The sequence below is a fragment of the Cupriavidus sp. C1SS-2L genome, from assembly GCF_057073735.1.
In genome coordinates, this window is the sequence record NZ_CP172710.1 from 77,270 (window position 1) to 102,865 (window position 25,596).

Genomic DNA, 25,596 nt, shown 5'->3' on the forward strand with positions numbered 1-25,596 from the left:
GCAACAGCGAGAAATCAGCGAAATGGATGCCTCTATGCAGCTCTAGAGCGTTAGTGCTGGTGCATTGCAGTATGTGCCGTTGCCTGAAGAAACGGCTGGCGTTTATGGAAGGTTCACCCGCGCGGTCCAATGCTCGACACGGACTCTGTAGCCTCGTGTCAAGCCGGCGACTGGTTTTGCCGAAGCAGACTTAAGGCATCGGTGCGGCGGTCTTGCCGGCAGGTGGGGCCTTGGTACCAAGCCCGGCAGTCGCCACGCAGTTGTGCGCAAGGCGTATGCTATGTGTCAGGGGTATTTCATCTTGAAAGCGAGTTGGGTACTGAGCTGTACCACCCATCATCCGTTATCAATGGGGATGTATGCGCATACTGGTCATTGGAGCCACAGGGCTCCTTGGGAAAGAAATTACGGCTTTATTGTCGGACGAGCACGTCGTGATAGGGGCAAGTCGTAGCTCTTCTGCGGTCTCAGTGGACATCTCCGACACGCACTCCATTCTGGCAATGTACAAACAACTGGGCACGGTAGACGCCGTGGTCTGTGTAGGCGGGGCCGCGAAATTCGCCCCGCTGGATGCGCTGACTGACGATGATTTTGCATTCAGCCTGGCTAATAAGCTGATGGGCCAGGTCAATCTTGTTCGGTATGGGGTTCCGTACATTTCCGAAGGTGGGTCGGTCACGCTCACCAGCGGTACCCTAGCGCAGCATCCAACGGTGGGTGGTGCCGCAGTGAGCACCGTAAACGCCGGCGTTGAGGCGTTCGGGCGGGCGGCGGCGCTCGAATTGCAAGGCAAGATTCGCGTGAATGTCGTCAGCCCCGGATGGGTGTGGGAAACGCTCGAAGCGATGGGCCGCGACCCAGCCAAGGGCGTTCGGGCGGCGGTGGTCGCACAGGTTTACCAGAAATGTGTTCTGGAGGATATTTCGGGGCAGGTGGTGTCGGTTACCCACTGAATCGCATCATCGACGCGTCGCTCCAAGCTCTACTGCAAAGGGTGACTGGTACGAAGAGTTGGCGGTCAGCCTTCCAGCAACGACCGTGGTGGTGCCGTAGCGTCCCCTGCGTCGAGGTCATGGTCGCGCCATCTGCATTTTTCCGACCACCTTTTCCCCGCGTGTGTGTTGGCTTTGAAGCGAAGTCACAACACGGGGCCGGTGTGTACGTCCGCTGTACCCTCGTCTGGCGTAGACGGAGGAGAGCCATGACCACGCCAAAGTTCTCGATTGCGCCACTGGAGCAACGACTCGCCGCCGGCCAGGACTCCGTGCTTCTCAGGGTTACGCTAGCTCTGGCGTACCAGCAACAAGGAGAGTTGGCCGCTGCAGTTCCTCATCTGGTCAAAGCCACCGAGTTAGACCCGCACTATTCGGGCGCATGGCGAGCCCTCGGAGTTCTTTATGTGGACCTCGGCCAGGATGCGAAAGCGCGTGTAGCCTTTCAGAAGGGAGTCGAAGCCGCGAGGGACCATGGCGACAAGCAAGTTGAGAAGGAAATGATTGTGCGTCTCCGACGTTTGGAACGGCAATCGGACGCTGCTGGCAATCAGTCAGGAGAGGCTGAGACGTAGTCGTGCAAGGGAGATGTTTCGCCCATGCAGTGCCTACTCAAATTGCCGCCTGAGTTCCTTCGACAGTGACGCGCCGGTGCGGGACGCGACCTTCGCCGTCGAGCTCGCAGCGCTTCGAAGGCGAGGCTACGCGTGAGAAAAGTTGGCTGAACAGTATGGCATCGGCCAGACCAAGGATATCAGCATGGAACTCATGATGCCGGGCAGTCTGTGAGAGCGAGTGGACCTCTTCGTGCAAAGCTCGACGGCCCAAATGGTACCGATGGGCTTGATTCTCTCCGTGCAGCTAGGGGCGCTCGGGCGTTATGGGTCTGTTCAATGTGGGAGAGCTCTCATGCAAGCGGATAGAAGCGAGGGGCCCATCGAGACGCGGTTGGTACGCATTCATGGTCGAGTACAGGGCATCGGCTATCGAGAGGAATGCGTACACCGTGCAGTGGAACTGGGTGTTACAGGATGGGTCCGTAACCGTATGGACCAATCGGTGGAAGCAATGTTGCAGGGCTCGCCAGAGCAGCTCGCCGACATGTGCGCTTGGTTGAGCGAAGGCATGTCGGCAGCGCTTGTGGAAGAGCTTGATGTTAAGGAGGTGGAGCCACCCTTTGCACGCTTTGACCGGTTCGAGCGCTTATCGACCCTATAAGGGCATTCATCACGTGTTCGTTGGCTGCTTCGGTCGCGCTTCGCTGCGGGCTACGGAGGCGCCCAACCCAAAGGAGCAGGGGAACTGCCAGGGCGCACCGAGCAGTTCGCTGCCACCGGGAGAGGTCAGGTTCTCGAGCCAAGGTTTGGGCAGCGACGAGCTGATATTCCAGTACGACGAAAACTGAGGTTCAGACCCGCTCAGCTTCACCATAGAGAAGACCAATGGCGAGGACTGCTCCTGCTGGTGCCTTGCGCCAGATTCCCACCAGCATCTGGATGCTGGGCGTCGTCAGCTTGCTGATGGATGTGTCGTCTGAGCTCATCCATAGCCTGCTGCCTGTCTTCATGGTCACTACGCTCGGTGCAAGTGCCATGACGGTCGGGCTAATAGAAGGCGTGGGCGAGGCGACGGCCCTGATTGTCAAAGTCTTTTCCGGTGCATTGAGCGACTATCTTGGAAGACGCAAGGGACTGGCTGTCTTCGGCTATGCGCTGGGTGCGCTGTCGAAGCCATTCTTTGCATTTGCTACGGGGGTCGGCATGGTGCTGGGTGCGCGCGTTGCTGACCGCGTCGGCAAGGGCATTCGCGGAGCGCCGCGCGACGCACTGGTCGCGGATATTGCTCCGCCCCACCTTCGAGGTGCTGCCTTCGGACTTCGACAGGCCCTGGATACAGTGGGCGCCTTCGTCGGCCCCTTGATGGCTATCGGTTTGATGTATATCTGGGCGAACGACTTTAGGTCCGTCTTCTTGGTGGCCGTCATTCCGGGCGTCTTATCTGTCGTGTTGCTCATGTTCGGCGTGCAAGAGCCTGAGGCCCACGAAGGTGCAAAGCGAGTGAACCCTATCCAGCACGAGAATCTCGTGCGATTGAGTCCAGCCTATTGGGGTGTGGTTGCCGTGGGTGCGGTGTTCACGTTGGCGCGCTTCAGTGAAGCATTCCTCGTGCTGAGGGCTCAGCATTTGGGCCTGCCACTGTTCCTAGTGCCTGTCGTTCTTGTGGCGATGAATCTTGTGTACGCCATCGCAGCTTATCCATTCGGGAAGCTGGCCGACCGGTACAGTCATACCAAACTCCTGGTATGGGGACTGGTGGTGCTGATAGCAGCTGACGTTGTGCTTGCCATGGGGGCGCACTGGTCGGTCGCGCTCGGCGGTGTTTTGCTCTGGGGGCTGCATATGGGAATGACGCAGGGGCTGCTGGCGACCATGGTCGCCGATACAGCGCCAGCTGACCTCAGGGGAACGGCGTTCAGTGTCTTCAATCTGGCTAGCGGGCTGGCGCTGTTGATTGCGAGCGCATTGGCCGGCTGGCTGTGGGACAGATTCGGAGCCGCCTTTACGTTCTACGGTGGTGCCATATTCAGCGGCGTGACAATCTGCCTGATTCTCACTGCAACATTCGACCGAAAACGGTAAGTCGGGTTCTCGTCAGTCTTGAGAATGGCCGCCATGATGATGCGCATGACCCTCCATTTCGTCTGCGCCGTGGTCGGAAACTTGCGCATCGAACCAGGCATGAAGAGCAGACACAAGAGAGGGCTCAGTAGCGCCGAAAGACAGCTCGCCGCCCCTTGCGACGTCAATGTATGTAATGGAAATTTGGCCCGGCTTCGCTGCCTTGAGTTGGGCAAGCCCTGGCATCTCGTTGCCATGTATGTGCGAAGGGCCTGAGAAATCGCCTGCTTGGAACTGCTTCTGGATGAGCTGTAGGTGTTCTCGCACCAATCGGACCTGCGTGGCATCGGACTTATCCTGCGCGACCACGCGCTGGGTTCCACCATCCCTCGTCTTGGTAAATACGTGGGTTGTGGCCTTTAGACTGAACGGCATCACGTCTGCACCTAACTTGGCGACTTCCGCCTGACGTTGGGTGTCAGCAGATTGCGCGGTGAGCGGCAGGCTGGAAAAGGCGGCAAGCGTAAAGCAAAGACTGAGCTTCTTCACGATGGGCTCCGGACTAAATAGGCAGTGCAGTTGTGTTGGGTCGGTCAGTTGGCAATTCGCCGGCCCCCGCCCATCCATGCGGCGGGTGCTAGTTGATGCAAATCAACTACCCCCGAGAGGAATCAACTAGGTTTGTAAGGGGCCATTGAATCTAATCGCAACCAAGGAAAAATGCCATCATGGCAAAGAATCGGTGTGTTCCCCTTCTTATCATGCTGGCCGCCGTCGCCTGGGCTCCATTGTCATTCTCGGCGCCCCCAGCGAGCGGCCCTGGTAGACATGCCCCGGAGCCTCGTGACGACCCTGCGGTGGCAGCACAGAGCAATCCTGACCTCGATGCCCAGATTGCCCACCTACGCGCAATCCGGGAGCAGCTGTCGCAGGCCGAGAAGCCGGAAGAGCGGGATATGCTGATTGCCGAACGTGAAAAGGTCATGCAGGATGCCATGGCTACCGTGCGCAAGACCAGCGGAGTGCCCGGCCCGGGCGGGATGAATCCGCCTAGGGGAACGAGTCCCGCCCAGATGGGCTGTTATGACATGATAAGTCAGCACATGGCACTGATGGACGAAATGATGCTGGCGACGAAGGGCAATCAGGGCGGTATGGGGCCTGGCATGGGCCGGGGAATGGGCCAAGGTATGGGTCAGAGCATGGGCGGCGGCAGGGTGGGCAAGTAACTCGCTCTTGCGTGGGACGGTGGCTCAGACCTCTCCTGAGGTAGCAGATTGAGTTTGATGCACCCCGCGAGCGCCCGGAACGGAAGGCAGGCCTCCAACCTCAATGATGCTGGTCATCATCTTATCCATTCTTGCTATTCACAGGTCCGAATCCGGCCTTACTTCGCAATGGCTCCGCTCTCCAGATGCTCATCTGCATAGGGAAACACGATTTCCGGGTCAGAGCGAATCAGCTCTGTGTCCTTATTTGCATAGTGCAGACGCGACAACAAATCCTTGATGACATTGAGGCGCGCGACGCGCTTGTCGTCGGCGCGGACGACATTCCACGGAACCATGCTGCTTGTTCGCTCGAACATCTGGTTTCGAGCCTTGCTGTACTTCTTCCATAGCGAGACAGCCTGCTCGTCGATGGGGCTGACTTTCCACTGCTTTAGAGGGTCTCGCCGGCGGCCTTCGATGCGCCTCTCCTGTTCGTCTTTGGTGATGTCCAGGTAGTACTTGATGAGGCGAATGCCTGAGCGCACCAGCATCCCTTCGAACTCCGGGACGCTCGACATGAACTCGTCATATTCCGCGTCGTTGCAGAAACCCATCACATGCTCGACACCCGCCCGATTGTACCAACTGCGATTGAAGAGTGTGAATTCACCGGCGGCAGGTAGCTCGGCGGCATAGCGCTGGAAGTACCAGGAACCTCGGTCGCGGTCGGAAGGCTTCCCAAGTGCGACTACACGGGTCTCGCGAGGACTGAGGTGCTCGACGATGCGTTTGATGGTGCCATCCTTCCCGGACGCGTCCCGGCCTTCAAAGAGGACCAGAATTCTGTCGTTGCAACAGATAAAGTGCTTCTGCAGCTTGACCAGCTCGATTTGAAGCAGGTGCAGACTCGCCTCGTACTCTTCATGGGAAAGGGCGCTTTTTTCAGATAGCGTCTCTTTGCTACTTGCTGTCATTTTCGTGGCTCCGTTTCTGTGAGCCGGATGTGCTGGCAACATCGGTCACTGGCCTCCCAGGTATTAGCGGTGTAACTTTGTCGGAGAGGAGCAAGTCCAAAGCTGGTCGCTCCACGACCTCCTGTTCGAGCAGTAGCTTCGCCAGCGCATCGAGCCGGTGACGATTCTCCATCAGAGTCTGCTTTACCCGCTTGCTCGCGTCAGTCAGAAGCTGGCGGACTTCGGCATCAATCAGTTGCGCTGTATTCTCGCTGTACTCTTTGCGGTCTCTTGGCATCATGCCTGCTCCCATGAACATGGAATTGGGCATCTCCTCGTAGGTTGCGAGTCCGAGCTGTTCGCTCATGCCAAACTGCGTAATCATCTGGCGGGCCATATCGGTGGCGCGCTGAAGGTCGTTCTGGGCGCCGGTGGAGACATCACCGAAGATGATTTGCTCGGCAATGCGTCCCCCGAGCAGAACATCGAGCCGGTCAAGGAGCTCACTCTGTTTCAGGAGATATCGGTCCTCGGTCGGGGTCTGCTGTGTATAGCCAAGTGCGGCCACGCCACGGGGAATGATGGAGACCTTCGATACGCGGTCAGCGCGTGGACGCAACTCTGCCACGATGGCGTGACCCGCTTCGTGGTAGGCGATGGTCTCCTTCTCCTGCTGATTCATTACGCGATTCTTCTTCTCAAGGCCTCCGATAATGCGGTCCAGCGCATCGTCGAAGTCGGCCATTTCCACGGCATCCTTACCTTTGCGAGCTGCCAGCAATGCCGCCTCATTGACGAGGTTGGCGAGGTCTGCGCCGGCGAATCCAGGTGTGCGCGCGGCCAGCTTCTTCAGCTCGACAGTGGGCGCCAGAACGACGTTCTTGATGTGGACCTTGAGGATCTGCTCGCGCCCCTTCAAGTCGGGCCGGTCCAGTGCGATGTGGCGGTCAAATCGACCTGGTCTCAACAGTGCTGGGTCGAGAATTTCAGGCCGGTTGGTGGCCGCCATGATGATGACGCCCTTGTTAGTATCAAAGCCATCCATCTCAACCAGTAATTGGTTCAGGGTCTGTTCGCGTTCATCGTTACCGGTCACTGCTCCGAGGGCACGAGTCTTGCCCAGTGCGTCCAGTTCGTCGATGAAGATGATGCACGGTGCCTTGGTTTCCGCCTGGTTGAACAGGTCACGTACCCGCGCGGCCCCCACGCCGACAAACATCTCAACGAACTCCGAACCGCTCATGCTGAAGAACGGCACGCCGGCTTCACCGGCTACCGCCTTGGCCAGCAGTGTCTTGCCCGTGCCCGGCGCGCCGAGAAGCAATACGCCTTTGGGAATCTTTCCGCCCAGGCGCCGGTAGCGCTGGGGGTCCTTCAGGAAGTTGACGATTTCGGCGAGCTCCTCTTTGGCCTCGTCGATGCCGGCGACGTCAGCGAACGTGACGCCGGTCTCTTTCTGCATGTAGACCTTGGCTTTGCTCTTGCCAATCTCTAGCATTCCGCCGGCGGCACCGCCCATCCGCTTGATGAGAAAGCTCCAGACGACAAAGAAGAGCATGGCGGGAACCACCCAGGACAGCAGCGTACCAATCCACTTGTTATCGGCCTGGCCTACGAAACGCACTTTGGCAGATTCGAGTTCTTGGACCAGATTCGGGTCATTTACCCGGAGCGTGGAAAACGGGTGGTCTCCCTTACCCTGACGTTGCATCTCTTCGACCTGCGGCTTGGGAAGCAAATTCTCAATGCCATCAGTGTTGACCGTACCCGTGATGACCCCCTCTCCTAGGGTAAGCTCCTTGAGCTTGCCTGCCTTGAGCAGGACCTTGAAGTCGCTGTAGGGCAATGTCTCGACATGGGACGAGAATAGGACGCTCTGAAGGATGAGCATCGCCGAGACTGTCAGGAGCAGATACCAGAGGGAAAACTGCTGTTGGCGCGGTTCCATGGGAGCCTTTCATCTTGTTGGCAATTGGCAGCCGGCGCTATTGGCTGCCGGCTGTCTGGCCAGAGGTGTAGTTGGGCTGGCTAAGGTCAGGAATGGAGGGCAAGGGACGTCAACATGTGGTGTGTAGTCCCTTGTCGGGCAGGCTGCTTCTGGGGGTTAGTTAGTCGTTTCCTCCCAGCATCTTTTGCAGCAATGCGAAGAAGGCACCGGCGGCGAAGACCAGACCGCGAACACGATGGCTGGATAGGCGACAGACCACCAGGAAAACGGTTGGTCGGTCCGAAGGCGCCGGAAGTCGAGCCCGTGAAAGAGCGCGTTCATGAAGTTCATAAAGGGCTCGGGGAATGCCAGCCACACCAGAGTACACAAGGCATAAAAGAGAACGACGGTGGCCGACAGGGTCACGCCGGTCTTGAAGGGCTTCATAGCTGCCTCCAGATGCAAGTCAAGCACGTATTGCGCTCAATGTGGGCGGGTCCGTGGGATATTGCTGCTCAAGTGCGGAATAAACGCGGGGTGTTCTGCTGCGATACTCCTCGTACTCCTGGCCGAACTCAGCCAGTGCATCTTGCTCTTCCGCCTTGGCAAGGTGGACGTACATCCAGACCAGGATGGGGAACATCACCAGGGTGAGTATCGTTGGCCACTACAGCAGAAAGCCGAACATAATGACTGTGCCTATGCCCGTGATGCATGAACATGTGCATCAGCGGGCAGACGGACAAAAGGAGGAACGGTAAGAACTGAATGACATGCGCCCGGTGTTCGGTCCATAGGAAGTAGGCAATCACCAGAAGAAAGCCAATCAGGGCGACCTTGGACCTCGAAACCGTTCGCTGTGCGTCATGATTGTCGTGGTCGTGGTTCATACTTTCCTCCTATGGAGAGAAGGGTTCGTCTAGCAGCAGTCGTGATGGCGATGATGGCGGTGTACGTATCGCTCAGGGTCTTGCTGAAATATTGCCCGTGAACTTTCGGACTCGAAGAAGTACGTCTTCCCTTCGAAATTCGCTGTGATAGCGTGCGCAATGCCGACCTTGTTACCGGTGACCGGGTCATCTGCAGTGGGGCTGTACTGCTGAGTTGTGGAGCGTTGCCCGCCGTCTTGATTGGTTCGAGGGCTCGTGAATCTTTGCCACGCTACCAGGGCCCCGATACCCATTCCGCTAAGCACCAACCACGTGAGATTCTGTGAGAGCCAGTTCATGGTTAGTTCTCCTCGTCAAGGATTGCCTCGGGCCTTACGCTCGCGCTCCACGGCCTGTTGAATGTCGCGTTCGCACTGACTGGAAAGACGCCAAGTCACCCACGCGACTATGATTGGGCAGGAGAGCAGAAGGATTGCGACCAGTATCGAGAGTAGTGAAATGCCAAACCAGTACACGATGGCGACGGCAAGCAACGTTGCCAATGCTGCGCAAAGCCAGGCTACGGTATGTTTCATGTCACCTCCGTACTGGCCTGGCCAAGTCGCACACGCTTAAGCAATGCCGAGTTGGCCACGACGCTCAATGAGGACAGCGCCATGGCCGCCGCCGCGAAGATAGGGTTCAACAGCCCGAATGCCGCGACTGGAATGCCGATGGAGTTGTAGATGAACGCCCAGAACAGGTTCTGCTTGATTTTGCGCATCGTGGCGCGCGAGAGTTGGATGGACGCCACGACATCACGTACGTCGTCGCGGATAAGGATGATGCTTCCCGTCTCCTTGGCCACGTCCGAGCCAGAGCCGATAGCGATACCGATGTCGGCCGCTGCCAGTGCTGGCGCGTCGTTCACGCCATCGCCCACCATTGCCACGACCTCACCCTGTCTCTGAAGGTCTTGGATGGTTTGGACCTTGTCCTCTGGCATGACTTCGGCAATCACGCGGTCGATGCCCACCTGCCGGCCGATGGCTTCGGCCGTCCGATGATTGTCGCCGCTCAGAAGGACCACTTTGACGTTGCGCGACTTCAAGGCGGTGACAGCGTCAGCTGCCTCCGGCTTCACCGTATCCGCCACGGCCACCACGCCAAGCAGGCTGGTGCCGGCGCCAACTAGCATGCCCGTTTTACCATCTGCTTCGAGCTTGCCGAGTACAGCTTCAGCCTCTTTGGTTGCAATTCCTTGCTTTTCAAACAGGCGCCGGTTGCCGAGCCAAACCTGCTGACCGTCGACCAGGCCTTGAATGCCCATGCCAGACAAGGCGCTAATGCCGCTCGCCTTGGGAATCGCGACGCCGCGATGTTGGGCAGCGCGCACGACGGCCTCGCCCAGAGGATGCTCTGACCCACTTTCGACGGCGGCCGCTAGGGTCAACAGAGTTGATTCCTCGTTGTTCGAGAATGAGATGACATCGGTGACGGTAGGCTCTCCGCGAGTAATCGTTCCTGTCTTGTCAAAGACGACCGCCGTCAGCTTTTCGGCACGCTCCAGCACTTCACCACCGCGAATCAGAATGCCGTTGTCCGCCCCCTTGCCGACGCCGACCATCAGCGCCGCCGGTGTCGCGACACCGAGGGCACACGGGCAAGAGATAATCAGGACCGCCACAAATGCGAGCAGCCCGTGCGGGAAATGCCCCGCCACGGACCACCCGACCAAGGCCAGCAACGCCACCGAGACAACTGCCGGAACGAAGTAGCCGGTGACCTGGTCCGCCAACCGCTGAATCTGGGCAGTACTGGCCTGTGCGTCCTCGACCATCTTGATAATCTGGGCGAGCGCGGTATCAGCCCCAATCTTCGTCGCTTGGAAGGTAAAGGCACCGCTGCGGTTCAGTGTGCCGCCAATGACGGCAGTACCTGGCTTCTTCTCGACAGGCATCGATTCGCCGGTCAGCATCGATTCGTCGACGCTGGACTCGCCCTCGATGACCTTGCCGTCAGTGGGAATCTTTTCTCCCGGGCGCACGATGACCGATTCGCCGACCATGATGCTTTCCGCTGGAATCTCTACTTCTTTCCCGTCCCGGATGACGTGGGCGACGGCGGGGCGCAGGTCGAGCAGTCGGCGGACGGCGGCAGACGACTTCTTCTTGATGATTTCTTCCATGTACTTGCCCAGCAGTACAAAGGCAATAATCACGGCCGACACTTCGAAGTAGACGTCCCGTTCTTCCACCTTCACGGGTAACCACGAGGGAAAGAACAGCACTACCACGCTGTAGAAGTACGCAACGGACGTCCCCAGTGCGATGAGGAAGTCCATGTTGATATTGCGCGTTCGGACCGCGTTCCACGCGCCCTTATAGAAGCTCCAGCCGCCAATGAACTGGACCGGCGTGACCAGCAGGAATAGCCACATCCCCCACGTGAACCACGGCAATGCGGGAATCGGCGCCCAAGTCAGAAGGGTCGCGCCGGCCGCTAGTGCCAGGAAGGCACCAGCCCGTAATACCGCGAGAGCGAGGACGCCCGTGAGCGCGATGGTCACGCGCGTCTTCATGGCCTTCAGCTCGCTCTCGGGCGACTCGAAAGTCCGTAGGCAGCTTTCACTGCAAAAGTAGTACTTGCGGTTGCCGCGCTCGGTCGACAGGGCCGTGGCCTTGTCGACCATCATTCCGCAGATGGGGTCCTTAGCCAGTTGCTTCGCACCGCTGGCGGCCGGCGTGGCAGCGGCCGTTGTGGGTGTCGAAGCACCTACCCGAGCATGCTCGTGAGATGGATGGGGAATGTATTGAGCAGGATTTGCGAGGAAGGTTTTCTCGCAGTGACTTGAACAGAACCAATAGCGCCGCTGGTCGACTTCTGCACTGGCTGCGGCTTCGCCCGGGGAAATCTCCATGCCGCATACCGGGTCTCGCACTCGCTGTTGGCGCGCGGTTTCAACTTGGCCGGTCATATGTGCCATCTGTCCACCAGCAACACCGAGCTCTTCCACGGAAGGGGTAACGGACTTGGTTGGCATCCCATCCTCCTGGGGGCGATTGGTGGGCTTGCAACAGATGAGTTGCATTCTCAGTATGGGGTGCTGAGAAGTGTGACTCTTGATGCCAATCAAGGAATGCGAAGACGCCGAGGCAAGGGCCGCGTAGATTTGGTCGGGGGCAATTGAGATTTAGAACACCGGCACCGCTCCAGTCGCCAGTTCCCTGACCAACGTGGGAAGGTTGGCCAACTGTTGCCGGAGGAGGTCACGGATTTCCCGCTGCTCGTCGGGCGAGAGTCCCTCTTCAGCCACGACATCGATGGCTGCTAGTTGTGGCTGGTCGATTGGGCGGCCGATGCCGGACAGTAGCCGCACCACAACCTGGTTAACGCCGTCGATGCCCGCCGCGATGCGCGTAGCCAACTGGTGGGCGAGCACGTTGTAAAGCTTGCCAACATGCGATGCCGGGTTCTTTCCCGCTGCGGCCTCCAGTGACATTGGGCGATAAGGCGTAATCAAGCCGTTGACTCGATTTCCGCGTCCCACCTGGCCATCATCGCCATGCTCCGCGCTCAGGCCGGTGACGGTCAGGTAGATGCCACTTTCATCACTGGCATCGCCGTCGTCCAAGGTATTGATGGCAATCTCAAACGCCGGCTCGATACGTTCCGTAAGGTATGACGCAATCTGACCCTTCACAGTGAAGTATTCGTCAACCGTGCTGATATAGCGGTCCACAAAGGCCAGCGCAATGGTGAGACGGTGATGCCCATCGAGCCGGCTGCCCATGACTTTGAAGTCATGCCCGGTTCCCTTAAAAGAGTCCTTAAGTTCACGTGAACGCAGTATTTGCGCAACCGACAGTACAGCCCTTTCGAGGCTGGAGAGTGGCGCGTACCCGACACCAAAGGACGTGTCATTCGACAGTGGGATGGATGATGTGCCAGTCACGCGTCGGAGGTTTGGGGCCGAAGGGCGGAGTATGGGCTCTACCCGGATGTCGTCGCCGACCCTGCCTAAGCTGGCCGCGAGGTAGTCACGAATGGCCTGCTCAACGATTCGCTCAGCCTTGGCAGAAGGCAGTTCCGTGACAGGGCCCGACACCAGCAAGCGCATCGGTCGCAGGAGCTGTCCGCCACCGAATTTTGGCGCACTCATGCCGCCGATGAGGAGCGCCTTGTCGAGATTGAAATGCTGGATAGCGCCATAGGCTTCCAGGTAGGCACGGCACAGGGCATGGGCCGCAGCCTCGACTGCTCCGTCGCAAAGGCTGTCCGGGTGTCCGACGCCTTTGTGCTCGCACATCTCAGTCGATTCCGTCCACCACGATGGTGCACTGGAGACGGAAATCACAAGGTTCTCGGTGGTCGGCATCACTCACTCCAGTCACAAAGGCACCATATGACCATTCTATGTAGCTGCGCCAGGCGGGCCGAAGTTCGACCCCGCCGCCGCCGCCGTTGAGGCAAATCAAGCAAGCAGCCCGCTGCCCGCCCTAGGATGAGTGATGGAAACCCGATTTTCGATAGTGCTGCCTGTGGCCGTGGTGTTACCCCATGCAGTCGATGGCAGCGAACGGAGGGAGGCGTCTCGTGCGCAAGCTATGGTTGGCACTAACGGCAATGTTGGCGATAAGTCTGGCAGGGTGTGGCTACAACACCATCCAGCAGCAGGATGAGCAGGTCAAAGCGAGCTGGTCGGAGGTAGTGAACCAGTACCAGCGCCGCGCCGACCTGGTGCCCAATCTGGTGAACACCGTGAAGGGCTACGCCAGCCATGAGCGCGAGGTGCTGACAGCGGTGACCGAGGCGCGAGCGCGTGTTGGGGCCATTCAGGTTACGCCTGAAACGTTGAACGACCCGAAGGCATTTGCCCAATTTCAGGTCGCACAACAGCAGTTGTCCGGGACTTTGTCGAGGCTCCTCGCTGTTTCCGAAAACTATCCGCAGTTGAAGGCCGATGCGGGCTTCAGGGATTTGCAGTCCCAGCTCGAGGGTACCGAGAATCAGATTACCGTCGCGCGCAACCGGTATATCCAATCGGTGCAGGCCTACAACGTGACCGTGCGCTCGATACCGTCCAACCTGACGGCAATAGCCTTTGGTTACAAGGAAAAGCCTAACTTCACGGTTGCCAGTGAATCGGCGATAGCCAAGCCACCGCAGGTTGACTTCGGCTCGCCTCCCGCCAGTGCCCCAGGGGGTGCCAAGTGAAGTGGCTTTCGGCCGCAAGAGGCTGGCTTCTTGCCGCTCTGACCTTTGTGTCCCTGGGCGCTGCCGCCGACGTCGCAGTGCCTTCGCTGACATCGCGCGTGACCGACCTGACCGGCACGCTCACCAGTGAGCAACAAGCGGCGCTGGAGCAGAGGCTGGAGGCGTTCGAATCCGAAAAAGGGAGCCAAGTAGCGGTTCTGATGGTTCCCACTACGCAACCCGAAGCCATCGAGCAATATTCCATCCGCGTGGTCGAGAAATGGAAGCTTGGGCGCAAAGGTGCAGATGATGGAGCCCTGCTCATTATCGCGAAAGACGACCGAACCATGCGTATCGAGGTCGGCTATGGCCTCGAAGGCGTTCTCACCGATGCCATGAGCAAGCGCATCATCAGCGATGACATTGTTCCTCGATTCAGGCAGGGCGACTTTTACAGCGGGGTGACAATCGGCGTTGAGCGCATCATGGGCGTTATCAATGGCGAGGAGTTGCCGCCACCGAAGCGAGCGCGCGGCCGAGAGTCTGACCCGGTCCGGCAGTTCATGCCGGTCATCTTGCTGCTCACGGTGGTATTGGGTGGGCTGCTGCGTTCTTTCCTGGGTAGAGGCCCCGGTGCTCTGGCTGCCGGTGGTGTGGTGGGCGTCATCGGCTGGCTGATATCCGGCGCCATTGCGGTAGGGCTTGTCGCTGGCGCCATCGCGCTCTGCTTCACGCTGTTCGGCGGCTCTCATACGGGCTGGCTCGGAATCGGCGGGCGGTCGGGAGGCTTCGGAGGCGGGTCCGGGCGCGGTGGGTTCGGCGGCGGTGGTGGCGGCTTTGGCGGCGGAGGGGCCTCCGGCAGATGGTGATGGCAAATATCAAGCGCATTGCGAAGCATCTGCTAATGACGCACTGGCAAGTCAGGTGGACTTTTCCGCGCGAAACCTTGCTCGCAATCGAGCAGGCCATTGCCGCCAGCGAGTCAACGCATATTGGTCAGCTCAGGTTCGCCGTAGAAGGTGCATTGAGCTTTGCGGCGCTGGTCAGAGGCCTCACAGCGCGCGAGCGTGCAATCGAGGTCTTTTCGCAGCTGCATGTCTGGGACACCGAACACAACAATGGTGTCCTGGTTTATTTGTTGTTGGCCGACCGCTGCGTCGAGATTGTTGCCGACCGTGGCATCCATGCCCGGGTCCCGCAAGAAGAGTGGGATGCCATCTGCCGCGAGATGGAGATGGCTTTCCGCCGCTCGGAATATCAACGCGGTGTCATCGCAGGCATACAGGCCATCGGCCAACATCTTGAAAGGCATTTTCCTGCGCGCGAGAGCGTCGAAAATGAGCTGCGCGATAAGCCAGTGATTCTGTGAGTTGGGATGACAGGTAGTGCAGGCAGAACTCTCGCAGGGGAGGAGTGGACTTGAACCCTCTTGCAATACCCCACGAAGCCATCGGCCTGGTCGCAGCACTGGCGGTCGGTCTTCTGATTGGCCTGCAGCGCGGATGGCATGAGCGTGAACTGCCAGAGGGCGGGCGAGTTGCCGGCCTACGTACATTTGCGCTGACCGGCCTATTGGGCGGCGTTCTTGGCAATCTGTTTCCGCAGTTTGGGGCCTGGCCGTTGCTCGGGGGGGCTGCTGGGCATTTCGATGCTACTGGCAGTGTCGTACAGACATATCGCCAAATCGTCCGGAAACCTTAGCCCAACCAGTGCTGTAGTGATGCTGTTGACGTTGGCCCTGGGCGCCTATGCGGCGCGTGGTTCCGTCGCCCTGTCTCTTGGTGCGGCCGTGATAGCGGCAGTGCTTCTCGACATGAAGCCGACCTTGCATGGGCGGCTTCGACTCATTGAGCATCGCGAATTAACCGCGACGCTTCAACTGCTGGTCCTCTCTGTGGTCATTCTGCCCAATCTTCCAAGCGTCGGGATGGGACGCTACCATGCATTGAACCCGTACCAACTATGGTGGGCGATGATACTGATTGCTAGCCTGTCCATGGTGGGGCACGTGGCGATGCGCGTCACCGGGGCGCAACGGGGCATGTTGTGGACTGGTCTGCTGGGAGGACTGGCCTCATCCACTGCCGCGACCTTGGCACTGGCTCGTTCAGGGCCCGCAAGAACTAGTTGAACTGCCAATCCATTTGTTGCAGCCAGTATTCGATAGCGCGTTGATGTACAGGAGGCAGTTGCAGGACATCATCGCTGCCACTCAGGCGGAATTCGCGAAGGTTGCCGAAGTCCAATACGCCACAAGCAGAGGCCAACTGCAGGACTTCATCGACAGCGCAGTTCACAAATCGCCATCAGGTTCGACCTCTCCTTTTGGTGCCTGGCAGGAGGCGATAAAAGCGACCACCACGCTTTATGAGTCGATGCAGTCGACTGCAAAGCAGGCCGCAGAGGTAGTCGAGAGCAATTTCAAATACTGCTGGAGAGGCGGCCTCGCAAAGCGTTCGCCGTCGTGGGGTGCAGGCTTCCCAGGCAGCCGCAAGGTAGGTGTCAGCTTGGGTTCATCAGCGGTACCTCTAAGGTACCAACGAGGACTCGGCTCCGAGGACGTCTCTACAGTTCCTCGGGGCCAAGTCTGTTCGCCTCAGCCATCAATCGTTGGCCTTGTTCCCGGATGCGCTGCTGGGTAAGCGGCGAAATTTCAATGATGCTTGCCCGTGAGCCGAGCCTTCTCAGGCCTCGCCAAACGCGCTGAAATATGAAATCAACCTCGCCCTGGGTGAAGTCTCCAAGGTCGTGGTAGGCCGAACGCATCCTGTCCAGGTATGGTTGGCGCTCGGCCCCGGCCAGAGTAATTATGCTAGCCAGCAGGGACCGCGAATGCCATCGTAGCCAGCGCCGTCTCCACGGCCCGTAGTTCTCATCCACCAATTGACCCCTGCTATGCAGACGCTCATCTTCACGCGTGAAGTCACGAAGAAACTCGAACACGTGTGTAGCGCTTTCTTAAAAACATCATAGTGTGAGATGAACTGTGCGGCAATGAAGTGTGTTGCATTGCAACTCCCTCCAAAGAGGGGATGCAAGCTGCTCGCGTCGAGAAAATGCCAGACGTACAGTTGATGAGCCCATCAACGATGGGCAACTAAGGGATGCTTCAAGAAGGCATTCGCTCTTCTTGCTCGCTGACATTCGTTCTACAGCGGGGGTTGGGTCGAGGATAGTCTCGTTTCCACAACATCACCCTGTTGAGGGGCGCCCGCAGCCAGGACATCAGGCAAATTGATGACATCCGCTCAACCTCAGCACGAATATGACAAGGCGTCGACGTCGTCCTTCAGTTCTGCAACTCCAGTATCGTTTTGTCGTGGAAGCCGTCAGGTGGTGGCTTTACGCGTTCCTCGCTTTTTTGGGCGCCACCGCCATCAACACGATTCCTTGCATGGCGGCTAGTACGCTAAGAACGGTTCATTGCGAGCCGGCATTACCGCTGGCGAACGCCGTATGGCCGATTCTCGTGGTTGGCGGTATCGCAGCCGGCGTTTGGCGGTACTACCGTGACCATCACCGCGGTGATATGTACCGAGATTTCTACGATTAAAGGTACATCACGTGACCACTTGGACAAAGGTTCTCGCAGAGTAACCCTTGCTGCCAGCATCGTTGTCGTGGCTGCCATCGCGGTGCGCCACATGTACCTCCACGTTGTGCCGGAAGATGAAGCGGGCATGGATGCCGTTCGTGACACTGCGATGCCGCTCACTATTTGCGCGCCCGGCATCCAATCGGATTCGCGCCGCCGTGACGCTACAGAATTGGATAGCTCGTTCCGTCGGCACGTCTGTCTTGAGTCGTAGTCAGCAGCGTGCCATCAGAGTGGGTCGTCTGCGCCCACAGGCTTCGCACGGTACACCGACCAAAAGCAGTGCGAGTGTCGATGGTGTCGGGCACGCTTCTTCTCTGCGAGGAAGCGAACTCTTCCTGCAGGTCCTGAATTCAACACAAGCAGCGGCCTCCGGTGAGCATCTGCAAAAACGCAATTAATCGCCAGGCTTTCAAACAAAGCATCCAGTGGAGCCAGCAGGGCTAGGGGTTTGTCGTGAGCGGCATCCCCGCCTAGGGGAGGGGGTGTTCCGTGCCCCATTAACTGATCAGTCAGGTAAATATGAGGCAGGATTGGCCGTTTGGCGCTGGACGAGCGGGACGATAGTGGTAGGCGGCGGGGCAAGACCCGCACGGCGCCCCAGTGCGGGCAAGGAACAGAGCGGGGGCAGGGCGTGCCTGTGGCACCTCTGAACCCCCGGGGCAGCGGCGACAGTTACGACGGTAGCGATGACGGCCAATCATGAGCGATGGGCCCCCTTGCTTTGCGACACTTGCATTTATCTGACAGATCAACTACTGTAAGATCAATAAAATGTTGGGGCTTGCCGTGGACCACTATTCGAAGGAAAACTTTCGCATCACTCAGAGCGTCGGGTTTTTCCTCAACCGTGCCCGCAACACCTTGCTGATGGAAATGGACGCGGCATTGAAGGACCTGGACATCACTGGCCAGCAAATGGGGATTCTGCTGTCACTCACTCAGGGCGTGGCCACCACCCCGTTCGAGTTGAGCAAGGTGCTCGGTATCGACACAGGGCTGATGACACGCATGCTGGACAAGCTGGAAACCAAGGGCCTGCTGTCGCGCAGTCGCAGCCTCGACGATCGTCGTGTGGTCAACCTGACACTGACTCAGAAGGGGCAGGAAGTTGCCGAGCGCGCCCCGGTAGTAGCGCCTAAGGTGCTAAACCAGCGCCTCAGACACTTCAGCAAGGCAGAATTCGAAGAGTTCCTCCGCTTGCTCGCGAAATTTGCGGACGCCTGAGCGCGTTTTATTTCATCCATTTGCCTGACTAGTCAGATAATGCAAACTCAGAAATTCCGCCGAGCACGCCACTTCGCCGCGCCTACCGTCTTCATACTGATGGCAGCTGTGCTGGCCGGCTGCGCCAACTATGCCGGCATCAAGAGCGACAGGAACATTGCCAATGCCAGCAGCTACGCCACCACGGAGAGCATTCCTGCCGAGCACGGCCGCTGGCCCTCCACCGATTGGGCAGACCAGTTTGGGGATGCACAACTCAAGACGCTGATCGGTGAAGCCCTGCAGGGTAGTCCATCGCTCGAAAAGGCGCGGGCGCGTGTGGCCGCCGCTACGGCGTTCAGCGAGGGCGCCAATGCCAACACGCTGCCGCAAGTCGGGGCGGGCTATTCGTGGACCCGCCAGCGTTTTTCGGAAAGCACGCTGATCCCGCCCCCCTTCGCCGGTTCCTGGCAGTCGGAAAACAAGGCTTTCATCAACGCCTCGTATGAACTGGACCTATGGGGCAAGAACCGCGAGACGCTCAAGTCCGCCGTGTCTTCCCTCCACGCCAGCGAGGCCGAGGCGGAACAGGTAAGGCTGACGCTCAGCAGTGCAATTGCCCGTGCCTATAACGAACTGGCGCGCCTCTACGCACTGCATGACATCGCGCAGGATGAAGTCAAGCAGCGCGGCGAAGCGCTGCGCGTGACCGACGGACGCGTCACCATGGGCCTCGACACCGAGGTCGAGAAGCGCACCGCGGAGGCGAACCTCGCTGCCAGCGAAGTTGCGCTGTCCTCGCTCGACGGCAGCATCCAGCGCACGCGTTACCAGCTTGGCGCACTGCTGGGGCGGGGCCCGGACCGCGGCCTGGCGATCGCCCGTCCTGCCTTGGGCGCGGGAGACGAAATCCGCCTGCCCGACAACCTGCCGGCCGACCTGGTTTCGCGCCGACCGGATATCGTCGCCGCGCGCTGGCGCGTCGACGCGACGCTGCATGACATCAAGGTCGCCAAGGCCGAGTTCTATCCGGACATCAACCTGAGCGCCATGATCGGTCTCGATGCCTTTGGCTGGGGCCGCTTCCTGCGCGCCGCCAGCCGCACCGCCTCGGCTGGTCCTGCGATCCACTTGCCGATCTTCGACGGCGGCGCGCTGCGCGCCCAACTCAAAGGCCGCTATGCCGAATTCGACTTCGCCGTGGCCAGTTACAACGAGTCGCTGACCAATGCCTTGACCGATGTTGCCATCCAGCTCTCCGACATTCGCGCCATCGACGCACAGATCGGCAATGCCGTACGCACCGATACCGCCGCGCAGCGCGCGCTGACCCTGGCGCTGGCGCAATACAAGGCCGGCCTGACCACCCAGCTGACGGTGCTGAACGCGCAGACGAGTGCGCTGGCCAGCCGCCAGTTGCTCGCCAACCTGCGCATGACGCGCCGTGACCGACAGATCGCCCTGGCCGCTGCGCTGGGTGGCGGCTATTCGGACACCTCCGACCCGACCAAACCAACGGCGCTTGTCCGCTGATTCCCTACTCATCGAACAGGTGACGCTGTGAACGAAACGACCCAGAACGCCCCCGCCGCTGAACAGGCCAGCACCCAGGCCATCCTCGATGCTCAACCCGCCAGGAAGAACACCCGCAAGCGCCTGCTGGCCCTGCTAGGCCTGGCCACGGCACTCGCTGCGGCCGGGTACGCCGCGTATTACTACACCTTGGTGCGCTTCCACGAAGAAACCGACGACGCCTATGTCACCGGCAACCTGGTCCAGCTCACGCCGCAAGTGAGTGGCACCGTGGTCGCTGTCCACGCCGACGATACACAGATCGTCAAGGCCGGCGAGCCGGTGGTAACCCTCGACGCCGCCGACGCCAATATTGCGCTCGCCAATGCCGAAGCCTCACTTGGCCAGACCGTGCGTCAAGTCAGCGCGCTCTATGCCAACAACAACGTGCTGGCGGCGACGGTGCAGCAGCGGCAGGCCGATCTCGCCCGCGCGCGGGATGATCTGCGCCGGCGCACCGAGGTGACAGAATCCGGCGCGGTGGCTGCGGAAGATGTGGCTCACGCCCGCGATGCGGTCAAGACCGCCGAAGCCGCGCTCGAGACCGCACGCCAGCAACTGGCGTCCAACCACACGCTGACCGACCAGGCTACCGTCGCCGACCATCCCAGCGTCATGGCTGCCGCTGCCAAGGTGCGAGAAGCTTACCTTGCCGATGCCCGCAACACGCTGCTCGCCCCCGTCACCGGCTACGTCGCGCGCCGCTCCGTACAGGTTGGCCAGCGCGTGGCCCCCGGCAACCCGCTGATGGCTATCGTGCCGCTCGACGGCGTTTGGGTCGACGCCAACTTCAAGGAAGTCCAGCTCAAACACATCCGCATCGGCCAGCCGGTTGAACTGCATGCCGACCTCTATGGCAGCAAGGTGACCTACCACGGCAAGGTGGTGGGCTTCTCGGCCGGCACCGGCAGTGCGTTCTCGGCGTTGCCCGCGCAGAATGCCACCGGCAACTGGATCAAGGTCGTGCAGCGCCTGCCCGTGCGCATCCAGCTCGATCCGGTGGAGCTACGTGAGCATCCACTGCAGATCGGCCTGTCGATGCAGGTCGATGTGCAAACGCGCGAGGAGGGCGGTTCGGCACTCGCCAGCGGCAGCCGCAGTGGTAATGAAGCGCTGTACCGCACGACCTATCGCACCGACGTGTTCCAGCGGCAAGGTGAGGAAGCCGATCGCGAGATCGTGCGGATCATCGCGCAGAACCGTAACGGTACGGCCGGCACCCAAGAGGCGGGCGCAGACGTCGCACAACAAGAACGGAAGCTCGGGCTCCAGCGAGCACAGCGCAGCACGCAAGCGACCCCCAGAGGGTCAACACGCCATGACGTGCCGCCAGCCGCGTAGGCAGTACACGGCAGCAAAGGCCAGCCCCGTCCAGCTATCTGACCGACCAGTTTTTCCACACGACCCCATTCGCCTGGAGCGCATCATGCAGTCCCAAGCCCAGACCTCAACCGTGCCAGCCCCGCTGACTGGCGGCAAGCTTGTGATCGGAAGCTTCGCCGTGGCCCTGGCCACCTTCATGAACGTGCTCGACTCGTCGATCGCCAACGTAGCGATCCCGACGATCTCCGGCAACCTCGGTGTGTCGATCGACGAAGGCACATGGGTCATCACCCTGTTCGCCGCGGCCAACGCCGTGGCGATCCCGCTGACCGGCTGGCTGACCCAACGCGTCGGCCAGATCCGCCTGTTCGTGGGCGCCATCCTGCTGTTCGTGCTGTCATCGTGGCTGTGCGGTGTGGCTCCCAACCTGACAGTGCTGCTGGCCGCGCGTATCCTGCAGGGCGCCGTGGCGGGGCCGCTGATTCCCCTCTCGCAATCGATCCTACTTTCCTCCTATCCCAAGGAGAAGAGCGCTACGGCGCTTGCGCTGTGGGCGATGACGGCCACCGTCGGGCCCATTGCCGGCCCGGCCTTGGGTGGCTGGATGACCGACAGCTACTCCTGGTCGTGGATCTTCTATATCAACGTGCCAGTGGGCCTGTTTGCCGCTGCCGTCACCTGGGCGATCTACCGTGACCGCGAAACCCAGGCGCGCAAGCTGCCGATGGATCTCGTGGGCCTGGCCTCGCTCATCACTTGGGTGGCGTCGTTGCAGATCATGCTCGACAAGGGGAAGGACCTGGACTGGTTCAGCTCGCCGGTCATCATCACCCTGGCCATTGTCGCGCTGCTCAGTTTCCTCTTCTTCGTGATATGGGAGCTGACCGAGCCGAATCCGATCATTGACCTGCGCCTGTTCAAGGGCCGCAACTTCCTTGCCGGCACGGTCGCGATCTCGGTCGCCTTCGCGGTGTTCTTTGCCAACCTGGTGGTGCTGCCCCAATGGATGCAGCAGTACCTGGCCTACCCCGCCATCAACGCCGGGCTGGCGACGGCGCCGCTGGGCATCTTCGCCGTGCTGCTGGCGCCGGTGGTGGGCAAGATCCTTCCCAAGTCGGAACTGCGCGTGCTTGCTACGCTGTCCTTCCTCGGCTTTGCCGGCGTGTTCTTCATGCGCTCGCAATATGCCACCGGCGTGGACACTTTCACGCTGGTGCTGCCCACTTTGCTGCAAGGCATTCCGACCGCGCTGTTCTTCGTTCCGCTGACTGCAATCCTCCTGTCGGGCCAGCCGCCCGAGAAGATTCCGGCCGCTGCCGGCTTGTCCAACTTCGTCCGGGTGTTCTGCGGAGCCGTGGGCACGTCGCTGGCCACCACCGCGTGGAACAACCGGGCGGTGCTGCACCATGCGCGACTGGTGGAACAGGCCAGCCCGGGCAACCCACTGTATGGCCAGGCCCTGAATTCGATCCAGTCGAGCCTGGGCTTCACCCCCGAGCAAGCCGTCACCTACTTCGAGCGTAGCCTGAACTTGCAAGCCATCATGCTCGGCTTAAACGACATCTTTTGGATCTCGGGCGTGATCTTCGCCGCCATCATTCCGCTAATCTGGTTCACCAAGCCTGACAAGGGGGCCGCATCCGGCGCCGCAGCAGCAGCCCACTAACAAGGGAGTAGGCGAGAGGCGAGGGCATGTGTGGAAAGCTTGCTTTATGGGGTCATCGTAACTTTGATGCGAGAGCTGGCGGTTCGGTCCTAAAAACCCTTTGAAATCAGTCGCTGCAAGCCATCGTCTTTCCCGCCCGACTACCACTATTCTTCTTACTGACTAACGTAAGCGAGTCCGCCAGCCTCGCCGTGGCCACACGTACTCACGTGCCTGCGATCGCGACCGGACCGGCGGGGCCTGCAGAACAGAGCAGGCCGGTTTAGTTTGGCTTCAACACCCGCAGCCGCAGAAGCTCCATATTTGCGCGGCCGTACATTTGGCGCTTGAGGAGCTTGAGCCGGTTGACATGACCCTCGGTCTGGCCATTGCTCCATGGCAACTTGAATGCGGCCCGCACAGCCGGTAAGTCGGAGCTCAGGCTTTGCGCGAACCGACGCATTTCCTCAGCGTCGCAGCACGACAAACGTTTCAACCATCGATCGAAATGCAGCACACTTCGCCGGTGTTGAGAGTTCGCGCGCGATTCCTCTGATCGTGCCAGCAGCCGCTCGACGTTGTCGCGCAGGTTGCTCAGCAGATGCCAGCGATCCGAGACTTGCTGGGCTGCCGGTAGCGCGAGGTCGACCGCTTCGGAATAGGCCCCGGCCCGGTCCCTGGCGACGATCTCGATCGATGGGTGCGCACGCATCCACGCAGCCACCGCAATGGCGTCCCTACTAGCGAACACTTCGATCGGCTCACGTCGCTCCAAGTCGACGATGATCGTTCCGTACTGGTGACCGCGCGCGATCGCCCAGTCATCTATGCCGACGACCCGCGGTTTTGGTTTGCGCTTGCACTCAGGTATTCTGCGCAATTCTCGCAGCACGGTGTCAGCACTGGTGCGCAAGCCCAAGGCGTCGGTAAGCCGGGCTGCTGCCTCACCACCGAGGGCGTGGCCCAGCGCGTGCAACGCCCGAGCCTGCGATCGCGTACGACGTTGATACCGATCGGCCAAGGCGTGGATGTTCTCGGCAAACGTACGACGAGGGCAGTTGGCGTTCATACACTTGAAGCGACGTACCTCAATAGTGAGAACGACCCGTTGCTAGAGCATTGGACGTTCTTCCAGCTTGCGCACATAGCGACCGTGGAGTCGATGACTCCAACTATGGCGGCCCGGACAAAGTGCCCTGCGAACTGTGCTGCGGGCTTCGACAATAATGGTCTCCCCTTGCACTTCGCTGGAGACGACGTGCTTACCCACACGGGCGAGAATACGATCGATCCCACCGAGAACTTGCCTCACGGTAACGATCAACGTAGACCAACTTGGCCGGCAATCAAGGCCTTGACTCGGCCGTCACACAAAGTGCGGGAGACCCGCGATTACTACACTTCACGGCTTGTTTAGCAGATACCAGCGATCCGAGTCTTGCTTGGCTGCCGGCAGCGCGATGACCCGCGGTGGTGGTTTGCGCTAGCGGTCACATTTCAAGTGTGGACAGCACTGCTTCGATAAACTTGCTGACTTTGGCAGATATGTATTGGCGGGTAGGGTAGGCCAGCCACAGGCACATCTCCGGAAGGGGCGCTGTGTTCAATACCTGAACGAGACTGCCCTGGCGGAGGTCGTCTCCTACCATGAAATCCGGCAATAGAGCGACCCCACAGTTCTCGAGCGCGAGCATTCTCAGCATGGCACTGCTCGTACTGGTGTCGAAGCGGACACCCGCCAAGGCGCGGACCTTCTCTGTGAAGCGACGCAGACACAGGACTCTATCATCGTTGAGCTCGCTCCACTGGGTTGGAACTGGCCTCGATCCAAGATAGGCGGGGGTGCAACAAGCGATGAACCGCCCGAATGGCACACACCGACTGACGATGGATTCGCTGGTAAGCATTGTGTCCAGCGCGATGGCCATATCGTAGCCCTCCTCTACCAGGTCGATGTGGCGATCGACGATAGAGATGTCGAGCGATACTTCCGGATAGCGGCGGGTAAAGTCAGAGAAGCCCTTGGGCAAGATCGTCAGCGCAAGGGTGGATGGCAGTGCGATCCTGAGCACGCCGCTGGGGCGGACGTGGTCCTTTACCGCAACTTCATCAGCCTGCGCCACGGCATCAAGTATCGCCCGGCACCGTTGAGCGTAGTCCAATCCAATGTCTGTTGGCGTGACGCTTCGTGTGCTGCGTTGAAGCAGGCGAGACCGAACTCTGCTTTCCAGGCTGGCGACTGCGCGGGTGGCCATTGCAGGTGATATGTCAAGCGCGCGTGCGGCGGCTGCGAACGAGGCGTTCTCCACGACCTGCACAAAGATGCGCATGCAGAAAAGTCGATCCAATATGATATCCAAGAATTATTTCAGAACGTGAAACACCATATGAGTGTTCTCAATCTGGCCGCATTGTTGTGTGGGCGCTACTGTTGTCAGTATCGAAACTACATATTTGACTGCTGATTAGCCGACAGTGGTCAGGAA

At 59.8% G+C, this 25,596-nt stretch carries 25 protein-coding genes and 2 pseudogenes; 15 read left to right on the forward strand and 12 right to left on the reverse strand.

The genetic code is table 11. From position 1 onward, the window contains the following. Window positions 1–359: 359 nt before the first annotated feature. From ACIGJG_RS31035 to ACIGJG_RS31050, 4 genes are all read left to right on the forward strand, one after another. Window positions 360–956, forward strand: coding sequence for a short chain dehydrogenase (locus tag ACIGJG_RS31035; protein ID WP_483674229.1), 597 nt, complete (start codon window positions 360–362; stop codon window positions 954–956). Window positions 957–1,204: 248 nt separating this feature from the next. After that, entirely contained in the window at window positions 1,205–1,570 is a 366-nt protein-coding gene (locus ACIGJG_RS31040) for a tetratricopeptide repeat protein (RefSeq protein WP_483674231.1), read from the forward strand. Window positions 1,571–1,904: 334 nt separating this feature from the next. Continuing rightward, the gene (locus tag ACIGJG_RS31045) at window positions 1,905–2,213 is read left to right on the forward strand and encodes an acylphosphatase (RefSeq protein WP_483674232.1); all 309 of its coding nucleotides are present in this window, start codon (window positions 1,905–1,907) and stop codon (window positions 2,211–2,213) included. A gap of 224 nt (window positions 2,214–2,437) precedes the next feature. Next, window positions 2,438–3,634, forward strand: a complete 1,197-nt coding sequence (locus tag ACIGJG_RS31050) for an MFS transporter (protein ID WP_483674234.1) — start codon at window positions 2,438–2,440, stop codon at window positions 3,632–3,634. Between the two features lie 12 nt (window positions 3,635–3,646). Here ACIGJG_RS31050 and ACIGJG_RS31055 read toward each other — a convergent pair whose 3' ends face one another. After that, a complete protein-coding gene (locus tag ACIGJG_RS31055) occupies window positions 3,647–4,162 on the reverse strand; it encodes an aspartate carbamoyltransferase (protein WP_425333014.1) in 516 nt (171 codons plus the stop codon). 308 nt (window positions 4,163–4,470) lie between these two features. Here ACIGJG_RS31055 and ACIGJG_RS31060 point away from each other — a divergent pair, with 308 nt between their 5' ends. Next, window positions 4,471–4,842 (forward strand): hypothetical protein, encoded by a 372-nt coding sequence (locus ACIGJG_RS31060; protein ID WP_235679881.1) that lies wholly within the window; start codon window positions 4,471–4,473, stop codon window positions 4,840–4,842. Between the two features lie 158 nt (window positions 4,843–5,000). On the opposite strand, the gene ppk2 is transcribed toward ACIGJG_RS31060, so the two are convergent. From ppk2 to ACIGJG_RS31100, 8 genes are all read right to left on the reverse strand, one after another. Beyond that, complete coding sequence (gene ppk2 / locus ACIGJG_RS31065) at window positions 5,001–5,798, reverse strand: polyphosphate kinase 2 (protein WP_011295948.1); 798 nt, start codon at window positions 5,796–5,798, stop codon at window positions 5,001–5,003. Continuing rightward, window positions 5,785–7,725, reverse strand: coding sequence for an ATP-dependent zinc metalloprotease FtsH (gene ftsH, locus ACIGJG_RS31070; protein WP_220632078.1), 1,941 nt, complete (start codon window positions 7,723–7,725; stop codon window positions 5,785–5,787). Before ftsH ends, ppk2 begins: the two co-directional genes overlap by 14 nt. A gap of 156 nt (window positions 7,726–7,881) precedes the next feature. Continuing rightward, complete coding sequence (locus ACIGJG_RS31075; RefSeq protein WP_483674235.1) at window positions 7,882–8,151, reverse strand: DUF5676 family membrane protein; 270 nt, start codon at window positions 8,149–8,151, stop codon at window positions 7,882–7,884. Window positions 8,152–8,279: 128 nt separating this feature from the next. Further along, window positions 8,280–8,594, reverse strand: a complete 315-nt coding sequence (locus ACIGJG_RS31080; RefSeq protein ID WP_084792044.1) for a DUF2933 domain-containing protein — start codon at window positions 8,592–8,594, stop codon at window positions 8,280–8,282. A 29-nt stretch (window positions 8,595–8,623) separates the two neighbouring features. After that, window positions 8,624–8,932, reverse strand: coding sequence for a YHS domain-containing protein (locus ACIGJG_RS31085; RefSeq protein WP_084792046.1), 309 nt, complete (start codon window positions 8,930–8,932; stop codon window positions 8,624–8,626). Window positions 8,933–8,947: 15 nt separating this feature from the next. After that, window positions 8,948–9,169 carry a hypothetical protein gene (locus ACIGJG_RS31090; protein ID WP_483674237.1) on the reverse strand — a complete coding sequence of 74 codons (222 nt, stop codon included), beginning with the start codon at window positions 9,167–9,169 and terminating at the stop codon, window positions 8,948–8,950. Beyond that, window positions 9,166–11,559, reverse strand: coding sequence for a heavy metal translocating P-type ATPase (locus ACIGJG_RS31095; RefSeq protein WP_483674357.1), 2,394 nt, complete (start codon window positions 11,557–11,559; stop codon window positions 9,166–9,168). The genes ACIGJG_RS31090 and ACIGJG_RS31095 overlap by 4 nt, the downstream gene beginning before the upstream one ends. 207 nt (window positions 11,560–11,766) lie before the next feature. Next, window positions 11,767–12,951: a methionine adenosyltransferase gene (locus ACIGJG_RS31100; RefSeq protein ID WP_483674238.1), complete on the reverse strand. Its 1,185-nt coding sequence runs from the start codon at window positions 12,949–12,951 to the stop codon at window positions 11,767–11,769. 248 nt (window positions 12,952–13,199) lie between these two features. Here ACIGJG_RS31100 and ACIGJG_RS31105 point away from each other — a divergent pair, with 248 nt between their 5' ends. The 10 genes and pseudogenes from ACIGJG_RS31105 (at window position 13,200) to ACIGJG_RS31150 (ending at window position 23,131) form a co-directional block, all read left to right on the forward strand. Then, entirely contained in the window at window positions 13,200–13,790 is a 591-nt protein-coding gene (locus tag ACIGJG_RS31105; protein WP_235679895.1) for a LemA family protein, read from the forward strand. Further along, window positions 13,787–14,638, forward strand: coding sequence for a TPM domain-containing protein (locus tag ACIGJG_RS31110; RefSeq protein ID WP_483674239.1), 852 nt, complete (start codon window positions 13,787–13,789; stop codon window positions 14,636–14,638). Before ACIGJG_RS31105 ends, ACIGJG_RS31110 begins: the two co-directional genes overlap by 4 nt. Then, window positions 14,632–15,138: a TPM domain-containing protein gene (locus tag ACIGJG_RS31115; protein WP_011295954.1), complete on the forward strand. Its 507-nt coding sequence runs from the start codon at window positions 14,632–14,634 to the stop codon at window positions 15,136–15,138. The genes ACIGJG_RS31110 and ACIGJG_RS31115 overlap by 7 nt, the downstream gene beginning before the upstream one ends. Window positions 15,139–15,188: 50 nt before the next feature. Next, window positions 15,189–15,876 (forward strand): annotated as a pseudogene (locus tag ACIGJG_RS31120) (MgtC/SapB family protein); the annotation flags it as partial. A gap of 40 nt (window positions 15,877–15,916) precedes the next feature. After that, window positions 15,917–16,411: a hypothetical protein gene (locus ACIGJG_RS31125; RefSeq protein WP_483674359.1), complete on the forward strand. Its 495-nt coding sequence runs from the start codon at window positions 15,917–15,919 to the stop codon at window positions 16,409–16,411. An 867-nt stretch (window positions 16,412–17,278) separates the two neighbouring features. Beyond that, window positions 17,279–17,578 (forward strand): hypothetical protein, encoded by a 300-nt coding sequence (locus ACIGJG_RS31130; protein ID WP_220632075.1) that lies wholly within the window; start codon window positions 17,279–17,281, stop codon window positions 17,576–17,578. A gap of 575 nt (window positions 17,579–18,153) precedes the next feature. Continuing rightward, entirely contained in the window at window positions 18,154–18,591 is a 438-nt protein-coding gene (locus ACIGJG_RS31135) for a MarR family winged helix-turn-helix transcriptional regulator (RefSeq protein WP_041680842.1), read from the forward strand. 39 nt (window positions 18,592–18,630) lie between these two features. After that, window positions 18,631–20,103 carry an efflux transporter outer membrane subunit gene (locus ACIGJG_RS31140; protein WP_483674240.1) on the forward strand — a complete coding sequence of 491 codons (1,473 nt, stop codon included), beginning with the start codon at window positions 18,631–18,633 and terminating at the stop codon, window positions 20,101–20,103. Window positions 20,104–20,130: 27 nt separating this feature from the next. Beyond that, window positions 20,131–21,483, forward strand: a complete 1,353-nt coding sequence (locus ACIGJG_RS31145) for an EmrA/EmrK family multidrug efflux transporter periplasmic adaptor subunit (RefSeq protein ID WP_483674242.1) — start codon at window positions 20,131–20,133, stop codon at window positions 21,481–21,483. An 85-nt stretch (window positions 21,484–21,568) separates the two neighbouring features. Beyond that, window positions 21,569–23,131 carry a DHA2 family efflux MFS transporter permease subunit gene (locus ACIGJG_RS31150; protein ID WP_483674243.1) on the forward strand — a complete coding sequence of 521 codons (1,563 nt, stop codon included), beginning with the start codon at window positions 21,569–21,571 and terminating at the stop codon, window positions 23,129–23,131. A gap of 262 nt (window positions 23,132–23,393) precedes the next feature. On the opposite strand, the gene ACIGJG_RS31155 is transcribed toward ACIGJG_RS31150, so the two are convergent. From ACIGJG_RS31155 to ACIGJG_RS31165, 3 genes and pseudogenes are all read right to left on the reverse strand, one after another. Further along, the gene (locus ACIGJG_RS31155; RefSeq protein WP_245002048.1) at window positions 23,394–23,627 is read right to left on the reverse strand and encodes a transposase; all 234 of its coding nucleotides are present in this window, start codon (window positions 23,625–23,627) and stop codon (window positions 23,394–23,396) included. 21 nt (window positions 23,628–23,648) lie between these two features. Then, window positions 23,649–24,206 (reverse strand): annotated as a pseudogene (locus ACIGJG_RS31160) (transposase); the annotation flags it as partial. Between the two features lie 394 nt (window positions 24,207–24,600). Continuing rightward, complete coding sequence (locus tag ACIGJG_RS31165; RefSeq protein WP_483674244.1) at window positions 24,601–25,470, reverse strand: LysR family transcriptional regulator; 870 nt, start codon at window positions 25,468–25,470, stop codon at window positions 24,601–24,603. Window positions 25,471–25,596 lie beyond the last annotated feature (126 nt).

What these genes read in the sequence shown, in the direction of transcription:
- ACIGJG_RS31035 (WP_483674229.1), top strand. Translation starts at nt 360, where the DNA reads ATGCGCATACTGGTCATTGGAGCCACAGGGCTCCTTGGGAAAGAAATT.
- ACIGJG_RS31040 (WP_483674231.1), top strand. Translation starts at nt 1,205, where the DNA reads ATGACCACGCCAAAGTTCTCGATTGCGCCACTGGAGCAACGACTCGCC.
- ACIGJG_RS31045 (WP_483674232.1), top strand. Translation starts at nt 1,905, where the DNA reads ATGCAAGCGGATAGAAGCGAGGGGCCCATCGAGACGCGGTTGGTACGC.
- ACIGJG_RS31050 (WP_483674234.1), top strand. Translation starts at nt 2,438, where the DNA reads ATGGCGAGGACTGCTCCTGCTGGTGCCTTGCGCCAGATTCCCACCAGC.
- ppk2 (WP_011295948.1), bottom strand. Translation starts at nt 5,798, where the DNA reads ATGACAGCAAGTAGCAAAGAGACGCTATCTGAAAAAAGCGCCCTTTCC.
- ftsH (WP_220632078.1), bottom strand. Translation starts at nt 7,725, where the DNA reads ATGGAACCGCGCCAACAGCAGTTTTCCCTCTGGTATCTGCTCCTGACA.
- ACIGJG_RS31075 (WP_483674235.1), bottom strand. Translation starts at nt 8,151, where the DNA reads ATGAAGCCCTTCAAGACCGGCGTGACCCTGTCGGCCACCGTCGTTCTC.
- ACIGJG_RS31080 (WP_084792044.1), bottom strand. Translation starts at nt 8,594, where the DNA reads ATGAACCACGACCACGACAATCATGACGCACAGCGAACGGTTTCGAGG.
- ACIGJG_RS31085 (WP_084792046.1), bottom strand. Translation starts at nt 8,932, where the DNA reads ATGAACTGGCTCTCACAGAATCTCACGTGGTTGGTGCTTAGCGGAATG.
- ACIGJG_RS31090 (WP_483674237.1), bottom strand. Translation starts at nt 9,169, where the DNA reads ATGAAACATACCGTAGCCTGGCTTTGCGCAGCATTGGCAACGTTGCTT.
- ACIGJG_RS31095 (WP_483674357.1), bottom strand. Translation starts at nt 11,559, where the DNA reads ATGGCACATATGACCGGCCAAGTTGAAACCGCGCGCCAACAGCGAGTG.
- ACIGJG_RS31100 (WP_483674238.1), bottom strand. Translation starts at nt 12,951, where the DNA reads ATGCCGACCACCGAGAACCTTGTGATTTCCGTCTCCAGTGCACCATCG.
- ACIGJG_RS31105 (WP_235679895.1), top strand. Translation starts at nt 13,200, where the DNA reads ATGTTGGCGATAAGTCTGGCAGGGTGTGGCTACAACACCATCCAGCAG.
- ACIGJG_RS31115 (WP_011295954.1), top strand. Translation starts at nt 14,632, where the DNA reads ATGGTGATGGCAAATATCAAGCGCATTGCGAAGCATCTGCTAATGACG.
- ACIGJG_RS31140 (WP_483674240.1), top strand. Translation starts at nt 18,631, where the DNA reads ATGCAAACTCAGAAATTCCGCCGAGCACGCCACTTCGCCGCGCCTACC.
- ACIGJG_RS31150 (WP_483674243.1), top strand. Translation starts at nt 21,569, where the DNA reads ATGCAGTCCCAAGCCCAGACCTCAACCGTGCCAGCCCCGCTGACTGGC.